Annotated in this window: 17 protein-coding genes, 1 tRNA gene and 1 riboswitch; of the genes, 8 read left to right on the top strand and 10 right to left on the bottom strand. The window is 73.0% G+C overall.

The features are described 5' to 3' along the window. Positions 1 to 32: 32 nt before the first annotated feature. Positions 33 to 1190, top strand: coding sequence for an EamA family transporter (locus ADK60_RS26075; RefSeq protein WP_079008692.1), 1158 nt, complete (start codon positions 33 to 35; stop codon positions 1188 to 1190). 19 nt (positions 1191 to 1209) lie between these two features. On the opposite strand, the gene ADK60_RS26070 is transcribed toward ADK60_RS26075, so the two are convergent. The 6 genes from ADK60_RS26070 to ADK60_RS26045 form a co-directional block, all read right to left on the bottom strand. Further along, complete coding sequence (locus tag ADK60_RS26070; RefSeq protein WP_053649222.1) at positions 1210 to 2304, bottom strand: beta-ketoacyl-[acyl-carrier-protein] synthase family protein; 1095 nt, start codon at positions 2302 to 2304, stop codon at positions 1210 to 1212. Between the two features lie 330 nt (positions 2305 to 2634). Then, positions 2635 to 3198 (bottom strand): EF-hand domain-containing protein, encoded by a 564-nt coding sequence (locus tag ADK60_RS26065; protein WP_045939966.1) that lies wholly within the window; start codon positions 3196 to 3198, stop codon positions 2635 to 2637. A gap of 153 nt (positions 3199 to 3351) precedes the next feature. Then, complete coding sequence (locus tag ADK60_RS26060) at positions 3352 to 5130, bottom strand: dipeptide ABC transporter ATP-binding protein (RefSeq protein ID WP_079008689.1); 1779 nt, start codon at positions 5128 to 5130, stop codon at positions 3352 to 3354. 32 nt (positions 5131 to 5162) lie between these two features. Next, on the bottom strand, positions 5163 to 6155 hold the full coding sequence (locus ADK60_RS26055; RefSeq protein WP_053649220.1) for an ABC transporter permease: 993 nt from the start codon (positions 6153 to 6155) through the stop codon (positions 5163 to 5165). 93 nt (positions 6156 to 6248) lie between these two features. Next, the gene (locus ADK60_RS26050) at positions 6249 to 8003 is read right to left on the bottom strand and encodes an ABC transporter substrate-binding protein (protein WP_053649218.1); all 1755 of its coding nucleotides are present in this window, start codon (positions 8001 to 8003) and stop codon (positions 6249 to 6251) included. Between the two features lie 122 nt (positions 8004 to 8125). Continuing rightward, positions 8126 to 9100, bottom strand: a complete 975-nt coding sequence (locus tag ADK60_RS26045; protein ID WP_053649216.1) for an ABC transporter permease — start codon at positions 9098 to 9100, stop codon at positions 8126 to 8128. A gap of 315 nt (positions 9101 to 9415) precedes the next feature. Next, positions 9416 to 9513, top strand: a riboswitch (ZMP/ZTP riboswitch). Positions 9514 to 9533: 20 nt separating this feature from the next. Between ADK60_RS26045 and ADK60_RS26040 the strand changes: the two genes are divergently transcribed. Continuing rightward, positions 9534 to 10991 (top strand): glycine hydroxymethyltransferase, encoded by a 1458-nt coding sequence (locus ADK60_RS26040; protein WP_053649214.1) that lies wholly within the window; start codon positions 9534 to 9536, stop codon positions 10989 to 10991. 407 nt (positions 10992 to 11398) lie between these two features. Next, positions 11399 to 12388, top strand: a complete 990-nt coding sequence (locus tag ADK60_RS26035) for a class I SAM-dependent methyltransferase (RefSeq protein ID WP_107094719.1) — start codon at positions 11399 to 11401, stop codon at positions 12386 to 12388. Between the two features lie 18 nt (positions 12389 to 12406). Here ADK60_RS26035 and ADK60_RS26030 read toward each other — a convergent pair whose 3' ends face one another. The 3 genes from ADK60_RS26030 to ADK60_RS26020 form a co-directional block, all read right to left on the bottom strand. Beyond that, positions 12407 to 12868, bottom strand: coding sequence for a very short patch repair endonuclease (locus tag ADK60_RS26030; protein ID WP_234371247.1), 462 nt, complete (start codon positions 12866 to 12868; stop codon positions 12407 to 12409). Positions 12869 to 12962: 94 nt separating this feature from the next. Further along, positions 12963 to 14651, bottom strand: coding sequence for an APC family permease (locus ADK60_RS26025; protein WP_053649212.1), 1689 nt, complete (start codon positions 14649 to 14651; stop codon positions 12963 to 12965). Positions 14652 to 14947: 296 nt separating this feature from the next. Continuing rightward, positions 14948 to 15035, bottom strand: a tRNA-Leu gene (locus tag ADK60_RS26020). 381 nt (positions 15036 to 15416) lie between these two features. On the opposite strand from ADK60_RS26020, the gene ADK60_RS26015 reads away from it, so the two are divergent. Further along, complete coding sequence (locus tag ADK60_RS26015; protein ID WP_045939949.1) at positions 15417 to 15878, top strand: ATP-binding protein; 462 nt, start codon at positions 15417 to 15419, stop codon at positions 15876 to 15878. Between the two features lie 70 nt (positions 15879 to 15948). On the opposite strand, the gene idi is transcribed toward ADK60_RS26015, so the two are convergent. Beyond that, a complete protein-coding gene (idi, locus tag ADK60_RS26010) occupies positions 15949 to 16590 on the bottom strand; it encodes an isopentenyl-diphosphate Delta-isomerase (RefSeq protein ID WP_079008688.1) in 642 nt (213 codons plus the stop codon). Positions 16591 to 16940: 350 nt separating this feature from the next. Between idi and ADK60_RS26005 the strand changes: the two genes are divergently transcribed. From ADK60_RS26005 to ADK60_RS25990, 4 genes are all read left to right on the top strand, one after another. Continuing rightward, entirely contained in the window at positions 16941 to 17696 is a 756-nt protein-coding gene (locus ADK60_RS26005; protein ID WP_053649210.1) for a phosphocholine cytidylyltransferase family protein, read from the top strand. Beyond that, complete coding sequence (locus ADK60_RS26000) at positions 17684 to 18757, top strand: iron-containing alcohol dehydrogenase family protein (RefSeq protein WP_053649208.1); 1074 nt, start codon at positions 17684 to 17686, stop codon at positions 18755 to 18757. Before ADK60_RS26005 ends, ADK60_RS26000 begins: the two co-directional genes overlap by 13 nt. Positions 18758 to 18845: 88 nt before the next feature. Beyond that, positions 18846 to 19583 carry a CDP-alcohol phosphatidyltransferase family protein gene (locus ADK60_RS25995; protein WP_063783270.1) on the top strand — a complete coding sequence of 246 codons (738 nt, stop codon included), beginning with the start codon at positions 18846 to 18848 and terminating at the stop codon, positions 19581 to 19583. 101 nt (positions 19584 to 19684) lie between these two features. Continuing rightward, positions 19685 to 20530, top strand: a complete 846-nt coding sequence (locus tag ADK60_RS25990) for a glycosyltransferase family 2 protein (protein WP_053649232.1) — start codon at positions 19685 to 19687, stop codon at positions 20528 to 20530. The last annotated feature ends 18 nt before the right edge of the window (positions 20531 to 20548 follow it).

Raw genomic sequence — 20548 nt, 5'->3', positions numbered from 1 at the left:
ACATCTGCCAGCACCGTCCCGGGGGGACACCCATGACAGCTCCAGCCGAACGCGGGTCGGCCGGGCCCGTGACCGCCCGCCCCGCCTCCGCCGACGCCCTCGCCGATGTCCCCGCCGATGTCCCCGCCGATGTCCTCGCTGACGCCTCCGATGCCTCCGACGGCACCGGCAAGGCCGGCGAGGCCACCGCCGGACGGCTCGGCGCCGGGGCGTGGACGGCGCTCGTGGTGGTCTACGTGGTGTGGGGCTCGACCTATCTGGCGATCCGGATCGCGGTGGAGACCATGCCGTCCTTCCTCTCCGCCGCCGCCCGCTTCCTCACCGCCGGCCTGCTGCTCGTCGGCTTCGTCGCCGTCCGCCACGGCCGGGCCGGACTCCGGGTGGACCTGCGGCAGCTGGGCTCCGCCGCCCTGGTCGGACTGCTGCTGCTGACCGGCGGCAACGGACTCGTGGTGCTCGGCGAGACCTCCGTCCCCTCCGGCCTGGCCGCGCTGCTGGTCGCGGCCGTGCCGCTCTGGATGGTGCTGCTGACGGCGGCCGGGGGCGAGCGGCCCAAGCGCGCCGAACTGGCCGGCGTGCTGCTCGGACTGGTGGGCCTGGCCGTGCTCTCCGCCCCCGCGATCGGGGGCTCGATAGCCCCCGCCGGGGTGGTCGCGATCATCTGCGCCACCCTCACCTGGGCGTTCGGCTCCTTCGCCAGCAAGCGGATCCCGATGCCCGGGAACGTCTTCGCGTCCAGCGCCTACCAGATGCTCGCCGGAGGGCTCGGCAATCTGCTGATCGGGCTGGCCCGGGGGGAGGAGCGCGGGCTGCGCCCCGGCGACGTGTCCACCCGGTCCTGGCTGGCGCTGGCCTTCCTGGTGGTGTTCGGGTCGCTGGTCGCCTTCACCGCGTACGCCTGGCTGCTGCGCTCCGCCCCGCTGACGCTGGTGGCCACCTACGCGTATGTGAACCCGGTGGTGGCCGTGCTGCTGGGCTGGCTGGTGCTGGCCGAGCCGCTGACCGGCCCCACCCTGCTGGGCGGGGCCGTCGTGGTCGCCGGCGTGTGCCTGGTGGTGAGCGTCAGCCGCGGCTCGGGACGGCCCTCGGCCCGGCGGTCCGCCCGGAAGGCCGTCCAGGAGGCAGCCCGGGAGGAAGCCGTCCGGGAGGAGTCCGTCCGGGAGGCCGGCCAGGAGTCCGCCCGGCGGTGAGGCCGGGCCCGGCACCGGCTCACCCGCACCAGGTGGCGAGCAGGGTGCTCAGGGTCACGCCCGGACCGAGCCCCAGCAGCAGGCCGCGGGCGCCGGCCGGCGGGGGTGTGCGGTGGGTGCGGGCGAGGACGGAGAACACGGTGGCCCCGCCCAGGTTGCCCTCCTCGGTGAGGACGTCCCGTGAGTGCCGCAGGAACGCCGCGTCCGCGTCGAGCAGTACCCCGAGCCGGTCCAGGATGGCCGGGCCGCCCGGGTGCAGCACGCCGAAGTCCAGCTCCCGTCCGCCGTGCCGGTCCAGCCAGTCGAGCAGCGCCGGGCCCAGGTCGGTGACCGAGCGGAGCGAGGCCCGGGTGGAGGCGAAGTGGTCGCCCCGGTGGTCCGTCAGCTTGCGGTAGCGGTCGGTGGTGTGCGGGATGGTGTACTCGAAACAGTGCTCCAGCCTGAGCCCGGGCGTGCGCTGCTCGGCCGTGACCACGGCCGCCGCCGCCGCGTCGCCCCAGAGGCCCTTGTAGATCTGGTCCTCCACCGAGGTGCGGGTGTTCTGGTAGAGCGAGGAGAGCGACTCGGCGGCGACCACCAGCACCACGGCGGCCGGGTTCCAGGCCAGGAACCGGCGGGCCGTGAGCAGCACATGGGCGCCGCCCGCGCAGGCCAGCTGGCTCATCGGCAGCCGGCTGATGTCGGGGCGCAGGCCCAGGTTCTGCTGGAGGTGGACGTCCAGCCCGGGCACGGCGTCGCCGGTCGCGCTGGAGACGATCACGCAGTCCACCTGCTCGGGCCGGACGCCCGCCGTCAGCATCGCCTCGGCGGCGGCGTGTTCGGCGGCGGCCAGCAGGTCGCCGAAGGTCGTGGCCTTGCGCTCGGCGGCGGTCCGCTCGGGGGAGGAGACCAGCTCGTAGGGCCGGAAGTAGCGGCGGGTGCCGGGCAGGTTGCCGAGGGCCAGCCGGACGGTCTGGGCCTGCCGGGCCGGGTAGTCGGGGTTGCGGTCGAGGATGTCCTCCCGGATCCGCTCGGCCGTCACGGTGTGGGGACCGAGGGCGAGGGCCGGGCGGGCGACGAAGGCGGGGGCGGACAGGGGGGTGGGGAGAGCGGGAGTGGGGGCCGTGCTGGGCATGCGGATGGTTCCTTGCGGCTGCGCGCGCCGCGTCCGGCCGGACGCGACGGCCGGTCCGGGCGGTCGTGGCGCGCCGCCCGACGGCGCGGCATCCGGCCGGCCCGGGGGCGGCCGGGACGCACCGACCCGTCGTGACAGCGTCCGACCCGTCCGGGCGCCGGCACCGCCACGCTACCCGCCGGACCACCCCGCCGCCGTCCCCGCCCCTGGCCCCGGCCGTCGACCGGGAGACCGCCGGTCACCTGCGCGGATGGTCCGATCGCGCGATCCGGCGGGGTCCCTCAGGGCGGACCGGTCGCGGTCCTTCCGGGCGGACCGGGCAGGGCCGCGTCAGACCGCGTACGGAGGACGCCCGGCCCACCAGTGTCCGGGGGCCTCGGCCTCGCGGCTGGTCCAGAACTCGATGATGCCGCCGACGAACTCCTCGGCCGAGAGCACGCCGTCGCCGTCCAGGTCCAGCCGGCGGAACGCCTCGTCGGCGTCGTCGCGGGAGAGGGCGGAGAAGTGGCCGCGCTGGAAGACGAAGAACTCGCCCGCGTCCACCGTTCCGCTGCCGTCCACGTCGGCGATCGCGAGGAAGGCCTCGGCCAGCGCGCCGAACACGGTCCGCGCGGCCACCGGGTCGTCGGCGAGCGAGCGGGTCGAGGCGACGAACTGGGCGCGGTCGATCGAGGTGGTGCCGACCGGCAGATGGGAGACGTGCAGGTCGCGCCAGATCGCGAGGTAGGCGTCGACGATGCGCTCCTCGGTGCCGGAGCCCTCCGCGTGCCCCAGCGAACGGGCCACCGCCCGGCCCATCAGCACATGGTCGTGCTCGGTCAGCCGGCCGTCCCCGTCGGCGTCGAGGTGGTCGAAGCCGTGGTGGATCCTCGCGAGCAGTTTTTCCTCGGACACGTTTCTCCCGGATCGAGCAGATGCCCTGTCGGACCGTCACAGCGGTCGTTCGCTGCACGCTAACCCGCCCGGTACCGGCCGCGCAGGCGAAGACCCGAACTGTCGGCCGACCGTGCGCGCCCCCGTGGACGGCGCCCCGGGAGCGCGATCCGCTCAGCGCGCGGCGGCCAGCAGCTCCCGGGTGTAGTCGGTGTGCGGGGCGGCGAACAGGCGGTCACGGTCGGTGGATTCGACCAGCCGGCCCCGGTGCATCACGGCCACCCGGTCGCAGAAGTGGCGGACCACCGCGAGGTCGTGGGAGACGAACAGGAAGGCGACGCCGAGCCGTTCGCGCAGTTCCATCAGCAGATTGAGGACCTGCGCCTGGACCGACACGTCCAGCGCGGACACCGGCTCGTCGGCGATGATCAGCCGGGGCTCGGCCGCGAGCGCGCGGGCGATCCCGATCCGCTGGCGCTGGCCGCCGGAGAACTCGTGCGGATAGCGGTCCAGGTGGTCGGCCGGCAGACCGACCTGCTCCAGCAGTTCGGCGGACCGCTGCCGTCGCTCGCCCGCGTCGAGCGCGGTGTGCAGGCGCAGCGGGGTCTCCAGGGTCTGCGCGACGGTGCGGCGCGGGTTGAGCGAGGCGTACGGGTCCTGGAAGACCAGCTGGACCTCCTTGGCGAGCCGCCGCCGCAGCGCCCGGTCGGGCCGGGTGGCGTCCAGGCCGTCGTACCGGACGGTGCCGGCGGTGGCGGGCTGGAGACCGGCCAGCACCCGCGAGGTGGTGGACTTGCCGGAGCCGGACTCGCCGACCAGGCCGAGCGTCTCGCCGGGGGCGATGCGCAGGCCGAGCCCCTCGACGGCCCGCACCGGCTCGGACCGCGTCCCGGGGAAGCGGCGGCGGCCGGGGAAGTGCACCGAGAGGTCCTCGACCTCGACCAGCCACCGCCCGGTAGTGGCCGTCGCCCCGGACCCGGCGGACGTCGCCGTCGCCCCGGAGCGGGAGGACGGCAGGGCGGTCGGCCGGGGCGCGGGCGAGGGGTCGTCGACCGTCGGCAGCGGCGTGCCCGGCACCGAGTCCAGCGTCAGCGCGGCGCCCACCAGGGCCCTGGTGTACGGCTCCCGGGGCGCGGCCAGCAGGGCCGGGGTGGGTGCGCTCTCCACCTCCCGGCCGCCGCGCAGCACGAGGGTGCGGTCGGTGCTGCCCGCGACCACCCCGAGGTCGTGGCTGACCAGCAGCACGGCGGTGCCGTGCTCGCGCTGCAACTCGCCCAGCAGGTCGAGCACCTGGTCCTGGACGCGGGCGTCGAGCGCGGTGGTGGGCTCGTCGGCGATCAGCACATCGGGGTTGTTCAGCAGCGCCATCGCGATCATCACCCGCTGCCGCATGCCGCCGGAGAAGCGGTGCGGGTGGTCGTCCGTCCGGGCGGCCGGGATGCCCACCCGGTCCAGCATCCCGGCGGCCTGCCGGCGGGCCTCGGCGCGGCCCGCGCCGGGGTGGTGCAGCCGGTACATCTCGGCGAGCTGCGCGCCGACGGTGTGGAAGGGGCTGAGGGAGGTCAGCGCGTCCTGGAAGACCAGGGCCACCCGGCCGCCGCGCACCCGTCGCAGCACCTGCTCCCCGGCGCCGACCAGCTCCTGCCCGTCCAGCCGGACCGAGCCGGTGACCGTGGTGGTGCGCGGGTCGTGCAGGCCGAGCACGGCGAGCCCGGTGGCGGACTTGCCGGAGCCGGACTCGCCGACCAGGCCGAGGACCTCGCCCCGGGCGAGGTCGAAGGACAGGCCCCGCACGGCGTGGACGGGTGCGCCGCCGCGCGGGTCGGCGAAGCTGACGGAGAGGTCGCGGACGCTGAGCACCGGCGGTTCGGCGGCGGGCGCGGGCGCGGCGGCGGCGGTCCCGGCGGTGGTGGTCCCGGCGGCAGTGGTCCCGGTCGCGGGGGAGGGGGTCATGGGGAGGCTCCAGGCGGGAGGGCGGCGGGGGTTCAGCCGAGACGGATGCGCGGATCGAGCCAGGCGATCACCAGATCGGCCAGCGCGACGAACAGCACGACGAAGCAGGCGGCGAGCAGCACGGCGCCGACCACGGCCGGCAGGTCCTGCCCCTCGACGGCCTCGGTGGCGAACCGGCCCACGCCGTTCAGCCCGAACACCGTCTCGGTGATCACCGCGCCGCCCAGCAGCGCGCCCGCCTCCAGGCCGAGCAGCTGCACCAGCGGTCCGGCGGCGCCGCGCGCGGTGTACTTGAGGTGCGCCCGGAGCCGGCCGAGGCCCTTGCCGCGGGCGGTGCGGACGTACTCCTCGTCCATCGTCTCCAGCAGCTGGGAGCGCGAGAGCCGGGCGAACACGGCCGAGTTGACGAAGCCGAGGACGATCCAGGGGAGCAGCATGCCGCCCGCCCAGGCGGCCGGGTCGGTGCCCGGCGGGGTGTAGGAGGGCAGCGGCAGCAGTCCAGTGGTATAGACCAGTCCCCATTGGGCGACATAGCCGAGGAAGTAGATCTGCACGCTGGCGCCGATCAGGGTGAAGCCGGAGAGCAGCCGGTCCGTCCGGGTGCCGTGCCGCAGCGCGGCGACGAAGCCGGTGCCGAGCCCGAACACCACCAGGACGGCCAGCGCGCCCGCCGCCAGCGAGACGGTCACCGGCAGGTGGTCGACCAGGGCCTCGGTGACCGGCTGGTGCAGCCGGTAGGAGTAGCCGAGGCAGGGCGCGTCGCAGTGCAGGGTGGAGCCGTCGACGTCCTGGACGTCACGGCCGGCCACGATCCCGGTCAGATAGTCGGTGTACTGGGTGAGCAGCGGCTGGTCCAGGCCCATGCTCGCGCGGACCGCCGCGACCTGACCGGTGTCGCAGCGCGGGCCGCAGGCGGCGCGGGCCGGGTCGGCGGGGGCGGCGTAGAAGAGGGCGAAGGCGGCGGCGGAGACCGCGGCCAGGACGGCGAGCGCCTGGAGGATCCGCCGCAGGGCGAAGGAGAGCATGGTGGCCGGTCCGGGGTCGGTGGGCGTCGGGGCGGTGGTCCCGCCGCGCGCCGCGCGGGGCGGGCGGCGGGACCACCGGGGGTGTGCGGGGTGTCAGGCCTTCAGGTAGAGCCAGGCGAGGCTGACGGACCCGTAGATCGGGTGGACGAACGCGCCGCCGACGTTGGAGCCGCGCAGCTGGTTGACGTTCGGGTAGGCGAACGGCAGCACCGGCAGGTCCTTCATCACCTTCTGCTCCAGCGCGTACAGCTCCTTGGCCTTGGCCCGGGGCTCGCCGATCTGGTTGATCCGGTCGATCTCCTTGTCCACCTCGCCGTTGTGGTAGCGGGCGGAGTTGAGGTCGCTGTTGGCGCGTCCGTCGAAGGAGAACGGGACCAGGGTGGAGGGCGTCGGCCAGTCGACCGAGCTGGTCTCCTCCCACAGGTCGTAGGGGGAGTCGGCGCGGTGCGCCTCGTCCAGCAGCGCCTTGGGGTCGATCGGCTTCGGCACCAGCGTGATGCCGGCCTTGGCGAAGCCGTCCACCAGCACCTGCGCCACCCGCTGGCCGTTCGGGGTGTTGGCGTACGCGTAGGTCAGCGAGGCGGGCGGCTGCGCGGCCTTGGCCAGTACGGCCTTCGCGGCGTCCGGGTCGCCCTCCGGCCTGGCCGGGTTCAGGTCGTACTTCTGCCAGTCGACCAGGGCGGGCGAGCTGAGGGTGCTGGCGAGCTCGCCGGCCCGGCTGCCGCCGAGGACCTGGCGGGCCTGCTGGCGCGGGTAGGCGAGGTTGAGGGCCTTGCGGACCTCGGGGTCGGTCACCCGCTCGTTGTTGATCATGAGGTAGGTGACGAAGGCACCCTGCCGCCCGGCGACGACCAGGTCCTTGGCCTTCGGGTCGGTGTCCACGGTCTGGTACAGCTCGGGGGAGAGCGGGGTCGACACCGTGGTGGCCTCCGCGCCGCCGTCGCGCCCGGAGAGGATCTCCTGGTTGATGTTGAGCGCCTCCTTCCCGAAGGTGAAGACGAACTTCTCCGGGTACTGGCTGCGGATCGGGTCGGTCTCCGCCTTCCAGTGCGGGTTGCGCTCCAGCACCAGCCGGGTGTTCTGGACGTGCTCGACGATCCGGTACGGGCCGGTGGAGAACGGCAGCCGGTCGTAGTCGGTGCCGGTGTCCTTGTCCTTGCGCACCGGCGAGGAGGAGGACTGCGCGGCCATGTACGGCACGTCGGCCTGCGGCTGCGGGAAGTGGAACACCAGGGTGCGGTCGTCCGGCGTCGCGATCGCGGCGAGGTCGCCGTCCTGCGGGCCGGCGTACTTCTTGCGGGCGTCCTCGTAGCTGGCCTCGCCGGTGAGCCACTGCGGCCAGTACGGCGGGCCGACCTCGTAGCCCTTGCCGAAGGAGCGCTCGATGCCGTACTTCACCTGCTGGGAGGTGATCGGCTGACCGTCCTCCCAGGCCACGCCCTCCTTCAGCCGGTAGGTCCAGGTGCGGCCGTCGTCGCTGGCGGTGCCGGTGTCGGTGGCGAGGTCGCCGACCAGCTTGGCCTTGCCGTCCACCACCTGGTACTGGGTCAGCTGGCGGCCCCACAGCAGCGAGGTGTTGTAGGCGGCGCCCGCGTACACCTTCTGCGGGTCGAGGTGGCGGAAGTCGGTGGTGTTGTAGACGTTCACCGTGCCGCCCGCGCGGGCACCGGGGACGGCGGGGGCCGGTCCGGCGCTCTCCTTCTCGGTGCCGAGCGCGGCGGTCAGCGGCGAGGCGTCCTTGGCCGCGCCGCCGGGGCCGGCCGTGGTGGTGGTGCCCGCGCCGGCCGAGCAGGACGTCGCCAGCAGGGCGGTCGCGACGACGGCGAGGGACGGTCTGATCCAGCGCATGGCGAATCTCTCCTTGCCCCGGGGTCTCCGGGGCGGTCGGGTGAACTCTCGGGTGAACAGCGGAAGGAAGGAAGGAAGGAAGGAAGGAAGGGCGGTCGGTCGGACCGCGGCCGGGGACGGCCTCAGCGGGCGGCCCGCGGGTCCAGGGCGTCCCGGACGGCGTCCCCGAGCAGGTTGAAGGCGAGCACGAAGAGCAGCAGCGCGACGCCGGGGAAGAACATGTACGTCGGATCGGCCCGGAACACCTCGGAGCCGCGGGAGATCATCCGGCCCCAGTCCGGGACCGGCTCGTTGATGCCCACGCCGAGGAAGGACAGCACCGCCTCCGAGGCGACGAACGCCGGCACCGCCATGGTGGCGTGCACCAGGAGCTGCGCCCGGACATTCGGCAGGAGTTCCCGGACGACGATGTGGAATCCACCGGCGCCCATCGCCCGGGCGGACTGCACGAAATCCCTTTCCCGGAGTGAGCGGACGGTGGCCCGCAGGGAAAGCGCGAGCGGAATCCAGCCGAACGCGGAGAACACCAGCACCAGTACCAGGAACTGCATCCACTCCGGCTCCGCGGTGCCCGGGTCCACCAGCCGGGACTGGATCACCGGGCTGAGCGCGAGCAGCAGGAGCAGGGTCGGGAACGCCAGCAGGACGTTGGAGAAGAAGCCGAACACCCGGTCGGTGATCCCGCCGAGGTAGCCCACCGCGACCCCGGCCAGCACCCCGAGGGCGGTGGTCACGGTGGCCGAGGCGAAGGCGATCAGCAGCGAGGTGCGGATGCCGTAGAGCAGCTGGGTGAACACGTCGCGGCCCAGGCCGGGCTCCAGGCCGAACCAGAACTCCCCGGAGATGCCGCCGTTCGGCGCGATCGGCAGGCCGCTGTCGCTGAGCAGGCCGGGCGCGTTCTGGCCGTAGTGCTCGGTCGGGTTCTTGCCGTACAGCGCGGCGATCAGCGGGGCCGCCAGGGCGAGCAGCAGGAAGAGTGCCACCACGCCGAGCGCGACGGCCCCGGTGCGGTCGCGGCAGACCCGGCGCAGCAGCCCCGGCGGGGCGGGCCGCACGGGCGGCGCGTCCGATGCGGCGACGTGTTCGACCACTGCCATGACAGGAGTACTCCCCGAATTCCGTGCCGCCCCATGGGTGTGGGTGCACCGACGTACATTTCCGGCGTCCTCCCGGGGGTTTCCCGGGGCGTCGCCGAGCGCCATCAGATCGGACACCGAGGACTTTCCGCAAATCATTCCGAAGGCCTCGGAGAAGCGGTTCCCGGGCTTTGTTTCGGGAATTGTGACGGCTTCATTCCGCCGCAATACAGCCGTAGCACAAGAACGGTCACAAGTGGACAAAAGGTATGCCATGTCCGCTGTCGTCCCGCATTCTGAGATCTCCGCCACAGGCCGTCCGGCGTTGGTACGATTCCGGCGGGCCGCGACTGGCGCGCACGGATGGAATCGACCATCGGGAAGCGGCCCCGTGCCGAATCACGACGCAGTTGCCGAGCGCCTGGGCCCCCGACCTCCCCTTCAGGAGACCGCCATGGCCCCGCAGCCGCACACGGCCGCCACCCCCGCCGCCAACACCGCCTTCCGCTCCGCCCTCGACGTGGTCCGCGAGGTCGAACCGCGGATCGCCGCCGCCATCGGCCAGGAGATCGACGACCAGCGCGCCTCGCTCAAGCTCATCGCCAGCGAGAACTACGCCTCCCCGGCCGTCCTGCTCACCATGGGCAACTGGCTCAGCGACAAGTACGCCGAGGGCACCGCCGGCCGCCGCTTCTACGCCGGCTGCCGCAACGTCGACACCGTCGAGAACATCGCCGCCGAGCACGCCCGCGCCCTCTTCGGCGCCGACCACGCCTACGTCCAGCCGCACTCCGGCATCGACGCCAACCTGACCGCCTTCTGGGCCGTCCTCTCCCAGCGGGTCGAGAGCCCCGCCCTGGAGCGCGCCAAGGTCCGCAACGTCAACGACCTCACCGAGGCCGACTGGGCCGAACTGCGCCGGGAGCTCGGCAACCAGCGCATGCTCGGCATGTCCCTGGACACCGGCGGCCACCTCACCCACGGCTTCCGCCCCAACATCTCCGGCAAGATGTTCGAGCAGCGCAGCTACGGCACCGACCCGGCCACCGGCCTGATCGACTACGACGCGCTGCGCGCCACCGCCCGGGAGTTCCGCCCGCTGATCCTGGTGGCCGGCTACTCCGCCTACCCGCGCCGGGTCGACTTCCGCCGGATGCGCGAGATCGCCGACGAGGTCGGCGCCACCCTGATGGTCGACATGGCCCACTTCGCGGGCCTGGTCGCCGGCAAGGTGTTCACCGGCGACGAGGACCCGGTGGCCCACGCCCACATCGTCACCACCACCACCCACAAGTCGCTGCGCGGCCCGCGCGGCGGCATGGTGCTCTGCACCGAGGAACTCGCCGAGCACGTAGACCGGGGCTGCCCGCTGGTGCTCGGCGGCCCGCTCTCGCACGTCATGGCCGCCAAGGCGGTCGCCTTCGCCGAGGCCCGTCGCCCCGAGTTCCGGGACTACGCCCAGCGGGTCGTCGACAACGCGCAGGCACTCGCCGAGGGGCTGCTGCGCCGCGGTGGCACCCTGGTCACCGGCGGCACCGACAACCACCTCGTGCTCGTCGACGTCTCCGGCCACGGCCTGACCGGCCGCCAGGCCGAGGCCGCGCTGCTGGACTCCGGCATCGTCACCAACCGCAACTCCGTGCCGGGTGACCCGAACGGCGCCTGGTACACCTCGGGTGTGCGGATCGGCACCCCGGCGCTCACCACCCGGGGCCTCGGCACCGCCGAGATGGACGAGATCGCCGGGCTGATCGACACCGTGCTGCGCGCCGCCACCCCGGCCACCACCGCCGCCGGCGCGCCGTCCAAGGCCCAGTACCTGCTGGACCCGGCGGTCGCCGAGGGCGTCGCCAAGCGCGCCGCCGACCTGCTCGCCGGCTTCCCGCTCTACCCGGGGGTCGACCTGGCCTGACCCGCGGCACCCGCCCGGCCGGGGCCACCCGCCCCGGCCGGGCCCGGCCCGGTTCCCCGCCCGCTCCCGGGGGCCGTGCTGATGACAATCGGGTGGTCGGACGGCACTATGGGACGAACCGTTCCCGCGTCGCGCAAGGGTCTCGGTCAACTCCGCGCACAAATTGCCGGGGCCCGAAATTCTTTGCTCCGAGCCCGCGCAACTCCGCTCCGTGGCGAGTAGATTGCAGCGAACTCGGGCACCCCGGACTACGGTCGGTGTCAGGCCGGGTTGCTCCCGTCTGCCCGCACTGCCCTCCGGGCCCGGCCGCGGACGCGGACCGCCCGGACCGTCGCAGGGCCGCAGCGGCCGACCCCGAGTCCGGAGATCGTGCCCAATGGTCGTTCGTACCTGTTAGGAGCCGCCTCGTGACCGACGCCGCACTCAGTTCCGACCAGCAGCGACCTGCTGAACCGGGGGTGCTCGACGACGTGCCCGGGTGGTTCTGGGACCAGGACCGTCACCTCTTCGACTGGTTCCTCGGCCGGCAGGAGAAGGCCGGCCGCTCCGGGGACCTCCTGGAGATGGGCGCCTACCTGGGTCGCAGCGCGATCGTCATCGGCTCGCACCTCCAGCCGGGGGAGGCCTTCACGGTCTGCGACCTCTTCGACTCCGACGCCCCGGACGACGAGAACGCCGCCGAGATGGACATGTCCTACCGCAGGACGCTGACCCGCACCGCCTTCGAGACCAACTACCTCGCCTTCAACGAGCGGCTGCCGGAGATCGTCCAGGCCCCGACCTCGACGCTGGCCGGCGGCCGGGTCGCGCCCGGCGCCTTCCGCTTCATCCACATCGACGCCTCGCACCTCTACGAGCACGTCGCCGAGGACATCCAGGTGGCCCGGACGGCGCTCGCCTCCGACGGCATCGTGGTCCTGGACGACTACCGCTCCGCCCACACCCCGGGCGTCGCCGCCGCCACCTGGGAGGCCGTGTTCAACCACGGACTGCGGCCGATCGTGCTGACCGACAGCAAGTTCTACGGCACCTGGGGCGACCCGGAGCCCGCCCAGCTCGACCTGCTGGCACGCCGCGGCACCCTGCCGCACTGCGACATCAGCAGCGAGTCGGTCGACGGACACCGGCTGGTCCGGATCAGCGGCAGCGACGCGGGGGCCGAACCGTTCCGGGTGTCCCGCCACCACGCCCGGCTGGCCGCCGAGGCTGAGCACCGCGCGGCCGAGGAGGCCTTCCGCGCCGCCGAGCGCGACCGCGAGACGGCCGACCGCGACCTCGCCGACCGCCGCGCCCGCGCCGCCGAACGCCGCCGCCCCGCCAACGTCGCCAAACGCGCCGTCGGCGACCTCCTCCCCCCGGTCGTCACCTCCGCCATCCGCCGCGCCCGCCGCGACTGACCGCCCGGGGCCGGGGCCTCAGGGAGCATCGCCGGGGGTCGCCGTGTCCGGCGCCTCCGGCAGGGGCACGTCCGGGCGCAGTCGGCTGTAGACCGTCCGGGCGACGGCGGCCGGGGGTTCGTGCTCCCAGAACCGCAGCACCGTCCAGCCGTCCTCGGCCAGGTGTCGGGTGGTGTCCAGGTCGCGGCTGACGTTGCGGTCCAGCTTGCCGCGCCACCACTCGGCGTTGGACTTCGGGCTGGTCGCGTGCTCGGGGCAGCCGTGCCAGAAGCAGCCGTCGAGGAAGACCGCGACCTTCGGCCCGGGGAACAGGATGTCCACGGTCCGCCGCGGCAGCCCCGGCACCTTGGCGTTCACGCGGTAGCGCAGCCCCCAGCGGAACAGCAGCCGCCGCACGGCCAGTTCCTGCGCGGTGTCGCGGGAGGCCTGGCGGCTCATGCGGGCCGCGACGGACGGGGAGGAAGCGGCGGGCGAGGACATGCGACCCAGTATTCCGCAGCCCCCCGACAGCGCCGGAGGGGCGCGGCCCCGGGAGCTCCCGGGGCCACGCCCCTTCTGACGTCCGGTGCCGGGCTCAGCCGCGCGGGGCTCCGGCGGGCTCCGCGTCGGCGGCCCGTCCGGTCCCGGCGGCGGTCCCGGCGGCCTCGTCCACAGCACCCGTCTCCGCGGCCAGCTCGAGCTTGACGGCGGCGAGGCTGGGGTTGGCCCAGGCGCTGCGGACGCCCCAGGCGTAGAAGGCGAGCGCGATCAGGGCGACGACCAGCAGGTCCCAGCCCTCGGGGAGATAGCCCTCGCCGCCGAAGTCGGTGGAGCCGGCCCAGGAGACACCGGCCATCACGAACAGGTAGGCGACCATCCAGGCACCGGCCTTGAGGTGCGGCTTCAGCTCGGCGAACGGCTTGCGCAGCTCGTACCAGGCCCAGATCGGCAGACCGGCGGCCATCAGCAGGATGACCTTGCCGGTGAGCGGCCAGCGGGCCCAGTAGAGGACGAGCGAGCCGAAGATCATCGCGATCGGGGCGATCACCGGCATCGCGCGCAGCCGGACCGGCCGGGGCAGCTCGGGCGCCAGGCGGCGCAGCGCCATCACGGCGACCGGTCCGGTGATGTAGGAGATCACGGTGGCCACCGAGACGATCTCGGCGAGCGAGCCCCAGCCGCGGAAGACCGCGAGGAAGCAGAAGGCGACGACCAGGTTGAGCACCAGCGCCGGGCGCGGGATGCCGGTCTTCGGGTCGACCCGGCCGAAGAGCTTCGGCAGGTGGCCGTTCTCCTGGACGCCGTGGATCATCCGGGAGGTGGTGGCGGCGTAGATCATGCCGGTGCCGCTGGGGGAGACGAAGGCGTCCGCGTACAGCAGCAGGGCGAGCCAGTTCAGGCCCCAGGCGATGGCCAGATCGGCCAGCGGCGAGGTGTAGCCGAGGCCGCCCCAGCCGTTGGCCAGGTCGGCGGTGGGAACGGCGCCGAGGAAGGCGATCTGCAGCGCGACGTAGATCACCAGGGCGATCAGGATCGAGCCGATCACGGCCTTGGGCAGCGACTTGCCGGGGTCACGGGCCTCGCCGGCCAGGTTGAGCGGCGACTGGAAGCCGTTGAAGGCCCAGACGATGCCGGAGACCGCCACCGCCGTGAACACCGCGCTCCAGCCGTTCGGCGCGAAGCCGCCGTGGTCGGTGAAGTGCGCGGTGTCGAAGTGCGCCAGCAGCAGGGCGCCCGCGGTGAGGGTGGGGACGACGACCTTGAACACCGTGATCGCCGTGTTGGTCTTGGCGAACAGCGTGATCGCGAACCAGTTCAGCGCGAAGTAGACGAGCAGCAGCACACTGGCCAAGGCCACGCCGCTGACGGACAGCTCCTGTCCGTCGAAGAGGCCCTTGGCCCAGCCGAAGTCCCAGGAGCTCATGTACTGCACCGAGGCGGTGGCCTCGCCGGGGATGACCGAGACGATCGCGATCCAGTTGGCCCAGGCGGCCAGGTACCCGGCCAGCGAGCCGTGCGAGTACTGGCCGTACCGGACCATGCCGCCGGCCTTGGGGAACATCGAACCGAGCTCGCTGTAGGTGAGCGCGATGGTCAGGGCGACGGCCGCGCCGATCACCCAGGCGACGATCGAGGCCGGTCCGGCCAGCCGGGCGGCCCGCTCGGCCCCGAAGAGCCAGCCGGAGCCGATGATCGATCCGAGTCCGACCGCGGTGAGGCTGATGGTGCCGAGCGAGCGGCGGTAGTGCTGATGGGATGCCGTCGTCGACTCGGGCTCACTCACCGTATCGGTCCTCTGTCTCGTCGTGTCACTTTGTTTTCCGGACAAACGGGAAGAGCCTAAGGGGCGAAATCGGGCGAAACCTCAGCTGGACCTCAGATTCACCGCAAAACACCCGATCGTTGCCATCTCGTGTCCGAACCTCTGACCTTCGGCGGGGGCGCGCGGAGACAACCGGCGGGGAGCACGCGGGGCGCCCGGGGGAGGCCCTCAAGGAGCGTCGGGGGAGGCCCTCAAGGGGTGCCGGGGCAAAAAGAAATTCCCCGTGGGAACTCTTGCGAGTTCCCACGGGGAATCGATGGTGTCCGAGGGGGGACTTGAACCCCCACGCCCGATAAAGGGCACTAGCACCTCAAGCTAGCGCGTCTGCCATTCCGCCACCCGGACGGGGTGTGTGCTTCGGGGGCTTTTTGCTCGCCCCCTCGGCGACAGAGAGAACATTACCAGGGTTTCGGAGTGCTTCTCACCTGCGTTTCCCCGGTCGGGATGGTGGGGGGCGGCGGTACGGATCGCTGCTGTGCGCGAACCGGTGGTTCAAGGACGGTAAACGGTCGAGTTGCGGTCGATGAACGATCGGTATCGCTCGGCTCTGGTCCGACACGGGCAAGTTGTCGACGCTGCCACAGCCCCGGGGGTGGCTCTCCTAGCCTCTGTGCACCGAGGGCGCCATGAGCGGAACGCCTGATTCCCGGGGTCGCGGACGAAGGGCGGCTGGACGTGGAGCGGATCAGCGAGGAAGAGACGGCGCCGACGGCGCCGGAGAAACGGGTGACCGCCGCGTCGGCAGTGGCGCGCGGCGGTCCTGTCGAGGGGGTGTGGCGTTTCACCGTGCCCGCCGAGCAGGCCTCGGTCCCACGCACCCGGCACGCCGTGCGGGACCGGCTGCTGGCCCAGGGCATGACGGAGATCCGCTACCAGGAGCTGGTGGACGACCTGCTGCTGATCGTCTCGGAGCTGGTCGGCAACGCGGTGACCCACGCCGCCGAGCTGTCGCCGGAGGTGACCACCGAGCTGGTGCTGCGGGGCGGCTGGGTGCGGGTCTCGGTCGAGGACGGCGACCCGTACCGGCCGAAGGCCCTGGCGGCCGACACCGGGCGGACCGGCGGGCGCGGGCTGCTGCTGGTCAAGAGCGTCACGCTGCAGGCCGGCGGCGTGTGCGACGTGGAGCAGGCCGGGCAGGGCGGCAAGGTCATCTGGGCCTCGCTGCCGCTCCCGCGCGAGGAGCCCTAGGGCGCCGACCCCGGCGGGCGGCAGCCGTCGGGCCGGGAGGCGGGGCCTCGGCGGCCCCGCCCGGAGTGCTCTACCAGTCCTTCCCGGCGATCTCGCGGATCCCCGGCAGCGCGGCCTCGAAGACGGTCCGGAACCACACCGAGAACGGCCGCTCCGCCTCCAGCGCGCGCAGCTCCTCGGCGGTCACGAAGGCGTAGTCGTCCACCTCGTCCGGGTTGGGCCGCACCGGCGCGGTGACCAGACCCACGAACAGGTGGTTCCACTCCCGCTCGATCAGGCCCGTGGCCTCGTCCGGCAGGTCGTAGCGGACCGTGCCCGCCTCGCAGAGCAGCGCCGGGGCGACGCCCAGCTCCTCCGCGGTGCGCCGGGCGGCGGCCACGAACGGCGGCTCGTCGGGGTACGGGTGGCCGCAGCAGGTGTTCGACCAGACCCCGGGGGAGTGGTACTTGCCCAGGGCCCGGCGCTGGAGCAGCATCCGGCCCTGCCGGTCGAAGAGGAAGACCGAGAACGCCCGGTGCAGCCGCCCGGGCTGCTGGTGCGCCCAGTGCTTCTCCGCGGTGCCGATGGTCACGCCCTCGTCGTCGACCAGCTCCAGCAGGATCTCCTCCGGAGTGCCGGCGGCGTCGACGTCCGTCTCGACGTCGAGGCCGGTGTCGAGGCCGGTGTCGAGCCCGGCGGGGGCGGTCGGATCGGTCGGCAGACTCTGGGGCATGAGGCCTCTTTCGGCAGCTTCGGGAGCACGGGGAGCAACCACGGCACGCACCGGTGGCGTCGCGCCCCAGTCTGCCGTACGGGTGGCACGGGCGCGGGGCCCGACGCACAACCCGGCGGCCGGGGGGCGCCCGGCGGCCCGGTACGGGTGTCGGAGTAGCAGAACTGTTCGGAATGTGTTCGATGTGTGTTCGAGCGTCCGGCCGCGTTCTGGCAGGTAGTCGTGGTCGCCTACCATCACATAGGACACCGCGGCCGCATCTCGCGGCCCCGGCGCGCCACCGCCGGTGACCCGGAAGACTCCCGGGGCCGGGCGCGGCCGCGCTCAGCACGACGGATCAGGAGACCCGCATGATCGGCCTCGTTCTGGCAGCCGGCGCCGGCCGCCGGCTGCGCCCGTACACCGACACCCTGCCCAAGGCGCTGGTGCCGGTCGACGGGGAGCGGACCGTCCTGGACCTCACCCTCGGCAACTTCGCCGAGGTCGGCCTGCGCGAGGCGGCGATCGTCGTCGGCTACCGCAAGGAGGCGGTCGAGGAGCGCAAGGAGGCGCTGGAGCGGAAGTACGGCGTCAAGCTCACCCTGGTCGAGAACGACAAGGCCGAGGAGTGGAACAACGCCTACTCGCTCTGGTGCGCCCGTGAGCTCTTCACCGAGGGCCTGCTGCTCGCCAACGGCGACACCGTCCACCCCGTCTCGGTCCAGCGCACCATGCTGGAGGGCAACGCCCGGCTGACCGCCGAGGGTCGCGCGCCCGGCATCCTGCTCGCCCTCGACACGGTGAAGAAGCTCGCCGACGAGGAGATGAAGGTGGTCGTCGACCCGGCCGCCGGCATGCGCCGCATCACCAAGCTGATGGACCCGGCGGAGGCCACCGGCGAGTACATCGGTGTCACCGTGATCAACCCGGCCGCGGCCGCCGACCTCGCCGACGCGCTGCGCGCCACCTACGAGCGCGACCCGCAGCTGTACTACGAGGACGGCTACCAGGAGATGGTGAACCGCGGCCTGCGGATCGACGTCCAGCCGATCGGCGAGGTCTCCTGGGTCGAGGTCGACAACCACGACGACCTGGCGAAGGCGCGGGAGATCGCGTGCCAGTACTGACCCGGCTGGTGCCGTCGCCGCTCTTCGTGGAGATCCGCCCGGGCGCGCTGGACGCGCTCGGCGGCATCCTCGCCGACCAGCGGCTGTCCGCCTCGGGCCGGATCGCGGTGGCGATCAGCAACGGCTCGGGTTCGGTGCTGCGGGCCCGGCTGGAGCCGGCCCTGCCCGGCGCCGACTGGTACAGCGTGGCGGACGGCAGCCTCGACAGCGCGGTACGGCTGGCGGACGAGATCCGCGGCGGTGTGCGCGGCGGCCACTACGACACCATCGTCGCCCTGGGCGGCGGCAAGATCATCGACGCGGCCAAGTACGCCGCCGCGCGACTCGGCCTGCCGCTGGTCTCGGTCCCGACCAACCTGGCCCACGACGGCATCTGCTCGCCGGTCTCCACCCTTGACAACGACGCCGGGCGCGGCTCCTACGGGGTGCCGAGCCCGATCGGCATCGTGATCGACCTGGACGTGATCCAGGGTGCCCCGCCGCGCTTCGTCGCGGCCGGCATCGGCGACATCGTCTCCAACATCTCGGCCTGCGCCGACTGGGAGTTGTCGCACGCCGAGACCGGTGAACCGGTGGACGGACTGGCCGTCGCGATGGCCCGTTCGGCGGGCGAGAACCTGCTGCGGCACCCAGGAAACCTTCAGGATCAGGGCTTCCTCACCGCCCTCGCCGAGGCACTGGTACTGTCCGGCATCGCGATGAACATCGCGGGCAGCACCCGGCCCTCGTCGGGCGCCTGCCACGAGATCTCGCATGCCCTGGACGTGCTGTATCCCAAGCGGTCCGCCCAGCACGGCGAACAGGTCGGCCTCGGCGCCGCCTTCGCCAGCTTCCTGCGGGGCGAGCGCGAGCTGACCGGTCTGATCGTGGAGCGCCTGGCGCACCACGGGCTGCCGGTGACCGCCGCTCAGATCGGCTTCACCGAAGCGGAGTTCACCGAGGCGGTGCACTACGCTCCGAATACCCGGCCGGGCCGTTTCACCATCCTCGAACACCTCGACCTCTCCCCTTCCGCAATCAGGGACGCGTACGCCGACTATGTCCAAGCCGTCAACAGCTGACCGTTCCGCCGCCGGGTCCACGCCGCCGGTCGACCTGACCCGCCGCCCCTCGATCGAGGAACTGCGCGCGGTCATCCACCCGGAGGGCATGCTCCAGCGCCGCAGTGCCGAGCACTGGGCCGGCCGGCTCTACATGCGGCGGATCTCGCTGCGGATCACCCGGGTGCTCTCCACGGTCACGGTGATCACGCCCAACGGCCTGACCTATCTGATGATGCTCACGGGCATCCTGGCCGGCGCCGCGCTGATCGTCCCCGGGATCACCGGCGCGGTGCTGGCGGCCCTGCTGATCCAGCTCTACCTGCTGCTGGACTGCGTGGACGGCGAGGTCGCCCGCTGGCGCCGGCAGACCTCGCTCACCGGCGTCTACCTGGACCGGGTCGGCCACTACATGTCCGAGGCGGCCCTGCTGACCGGCCTCGGCCTGCGCGCCACCGACCTGCTGCACCGCGAGGGCAGCACCTCGCAGTGGGAGTGGGCCTTCCTCGGCACCCTGGCCGCGCTCGGCGCGATCCTGATCAAGTCGGAGACCGACCTGGTCGACGTGGCCCGCGCCCGCAGCGGTCTGACGGCGGTCGAGGACAGCGCCTCGGTGCCGCGCTCGGCCGGTGTCGCCAAGGCCCGCCGGGCGGCCTCGGTCCTCAAGTTCCACCGGCTGGTCGGCGCGGTCGAGGCCTCGCTGTTCATCCTCGCCGCCGGTGTCGCCGACCTGGTGCACGGCGGCCTCTTCTTCACCCGGATCGCGGTGGTGGTGCTGGCCGCGATCGCGATGCTGCAGACCGTGCTGCACCTGCTGAGCATCGTCCTGTCGAGCAGGCTCCGGTGAGCGGCGTGACGGAGACGGGCAGGACGGAGAACGCCGCCACCGCGGACACCGCCGCTGCTACCGGCGCCGACACCTTCCGGCTCGGCGCGGTGATCATCACCATGGGCAACCGCCCGGACGAGCTGACCGCCCTGATCGAGTCGGTCCGCGCCCAGCAGGGCCCGGCCGTCGAGCTGGCCGTGGTCGCCAACGGCGCCCCGCTGCCGCCGCTCCCGTCCGGTGTGCGCTCCGTCGAGCTGCCGGAGAACCTCGGCATCCCGGGCGGCCGCAACGTCGGCATCGAGCTGTTCGGCCGCGACGGCCGGGACGTCGACGCGGTGCTGTTCCTGGACGACGACGGCAGCCTGCCCGGCACCGACTCGGCCCGGCTGCTGCGCGAGGCCTTCACGGCCGACCCGGAGCTCGGCATCGTGAGCTTCCGGATCGCCGACCCGGAGACCGGCGTCACCCAGCGCCGGCACGTGCCCCGGCTGCGCGCCAGCGACCCGCTGCGCTCCTCCCGGGTGACCACCTTCCTCGGCGGGGCGAGCGCGGTGCGCTGCGCGGTGTTCGAGAACGCCGGCCAGCTGCCCGCCGAGTTCTTCTACGCCCACGAGGAGACCGACCTCGCCTGGCGCGCGCTGGACGCGGGCTGGGCCATCGACTACCGGGCCGACGTGGTGCTGCACCACCCCACCACCTCGCCCGCCCGGCACGCCTCGTACTTCCACAACGTGGCCCGGAACAGGGTCTGGCTCGCCAGACGGAACCTTCCGGCCCCTTTGGTGCCTCTATACCTGGGAACCTGGTTCCTGCTCACGCTGGCCCGCCGACCCTCCCCCGAGGCGTTCAAGGCCTGGTGGGGCGGGTTCCGGGCGGGCTGGCGCGAACCCTGCGGTACGCGGCGGCCCATGCGATGGCGTACCGTTTGGCGACTGACCAGGCTGGGCCGACCGCCGGTCATCTGATCCGTCCGGTGGCCGTCC

Source organism: Streptomyces sp. XY431, assembly GCF_001279805.1.
Classification (GTDB): Bacteria; Actinomycetota; Actinomycetes; order Streptomycetales; family Streptomycetaceae; genus Kitasatospora; species Kitasatospora purpeofusca.
The sequence above is the reverse complement of the archived record's forward strand: the minus strand, read 5'-3'. Positions and strand labels throughout refer to the sequence as shown.

Excerpts from the sequence above, each read along its gene's own strand:
- ADK60_RS25995 (WP_063783270.1), top strand. The coding sequence starts at position 18,846 with ATGCTCCAGCGCCGCAGTGCCGAGCACTGGGCCGGCCGGCTCTACATG.
- ADK60_RS26060 (WP_079008689.1), bottom strand. The coding sequence starts at position 5,130 with ATGACCCCCTCCCCCGCGACCGGGACCACTGCCGCCGGGACCACCACC.
- ADK60_RS26040 (WP_053649214.1), top strand. The coding sequence starts at position 9,534 with ATGGCCCCGCAGCCGCACACGGCCGCCACCCCCGCCGCCAACACCGCC.
- ADK60_RS26005 (WP_053649210.1), top strand. The coding sequence starts at position 16,941 with ATGATCGGCCTCGTTCTGGCAGCCGGCGCCGGCCGCCGGCTGCGCCCG.
- ADK60_RS26045 (WP_053649216.1), bottom strand. The coding sequence starts at position 9,100 with ATGGCAGTGGTCGAACACGTCGCCGCATCGGACGCGCCGCCCGTGCGG.
- idi (WP_079008688.1), bottom strand. The coding sequence starts at position 16,590 with ATGCCCCAGAGTCTGCCGACCGATCCGACCGCCCCCGCCGGGCTCGAC.
- ADK60_RS26030 (WP_234371247.1), bottom strand. The coding sequence starts at position 12,868 with ATGTCCTCGCCCGCCGCTTCCTCCCCGTCCGTCGCGGCCCGCATGAGC.
- ADK60_RS25990 (WP_053649232.1), top strand. The coding sequence starts at position 19,685 with ATGGGCAACCGCCCGGACGAGCTGACCGCCCTGATCGAGTCGGTCCGC.
- ADK60_RS26070 (WP_053649222.1), bottom strand. The coding sequence starts at position 2,304 with ATGCCCAGCACGGCCCCCACTCCCGCTCTCCCCACCCCCCTGTCCGCC.
- ADK60_RS26075 (WP_079008692.1), top strand. The coding sequence starts at position 33 with ATGACAGCTCCAGCCGAACGCGGGTCGGCCGGGCCCGTGACCGCCCGC.
- ADK60_RS26055 (WP_053649220.1), bottom strand. The coding sequence starts at position 6,155 with ATGCTCTCCTTCGCCCTGCGGCGGATCCTCCAGGCGCTCGCCGTCCTG.
- ADK60_RS26050 (WP_053649218.1), bottom strand. The coding sequence starts at position 8,003 with ATGCGCTGGATCAGACCGTCCCTCGCCGTCGTCGCGACCGCCCTGCTG.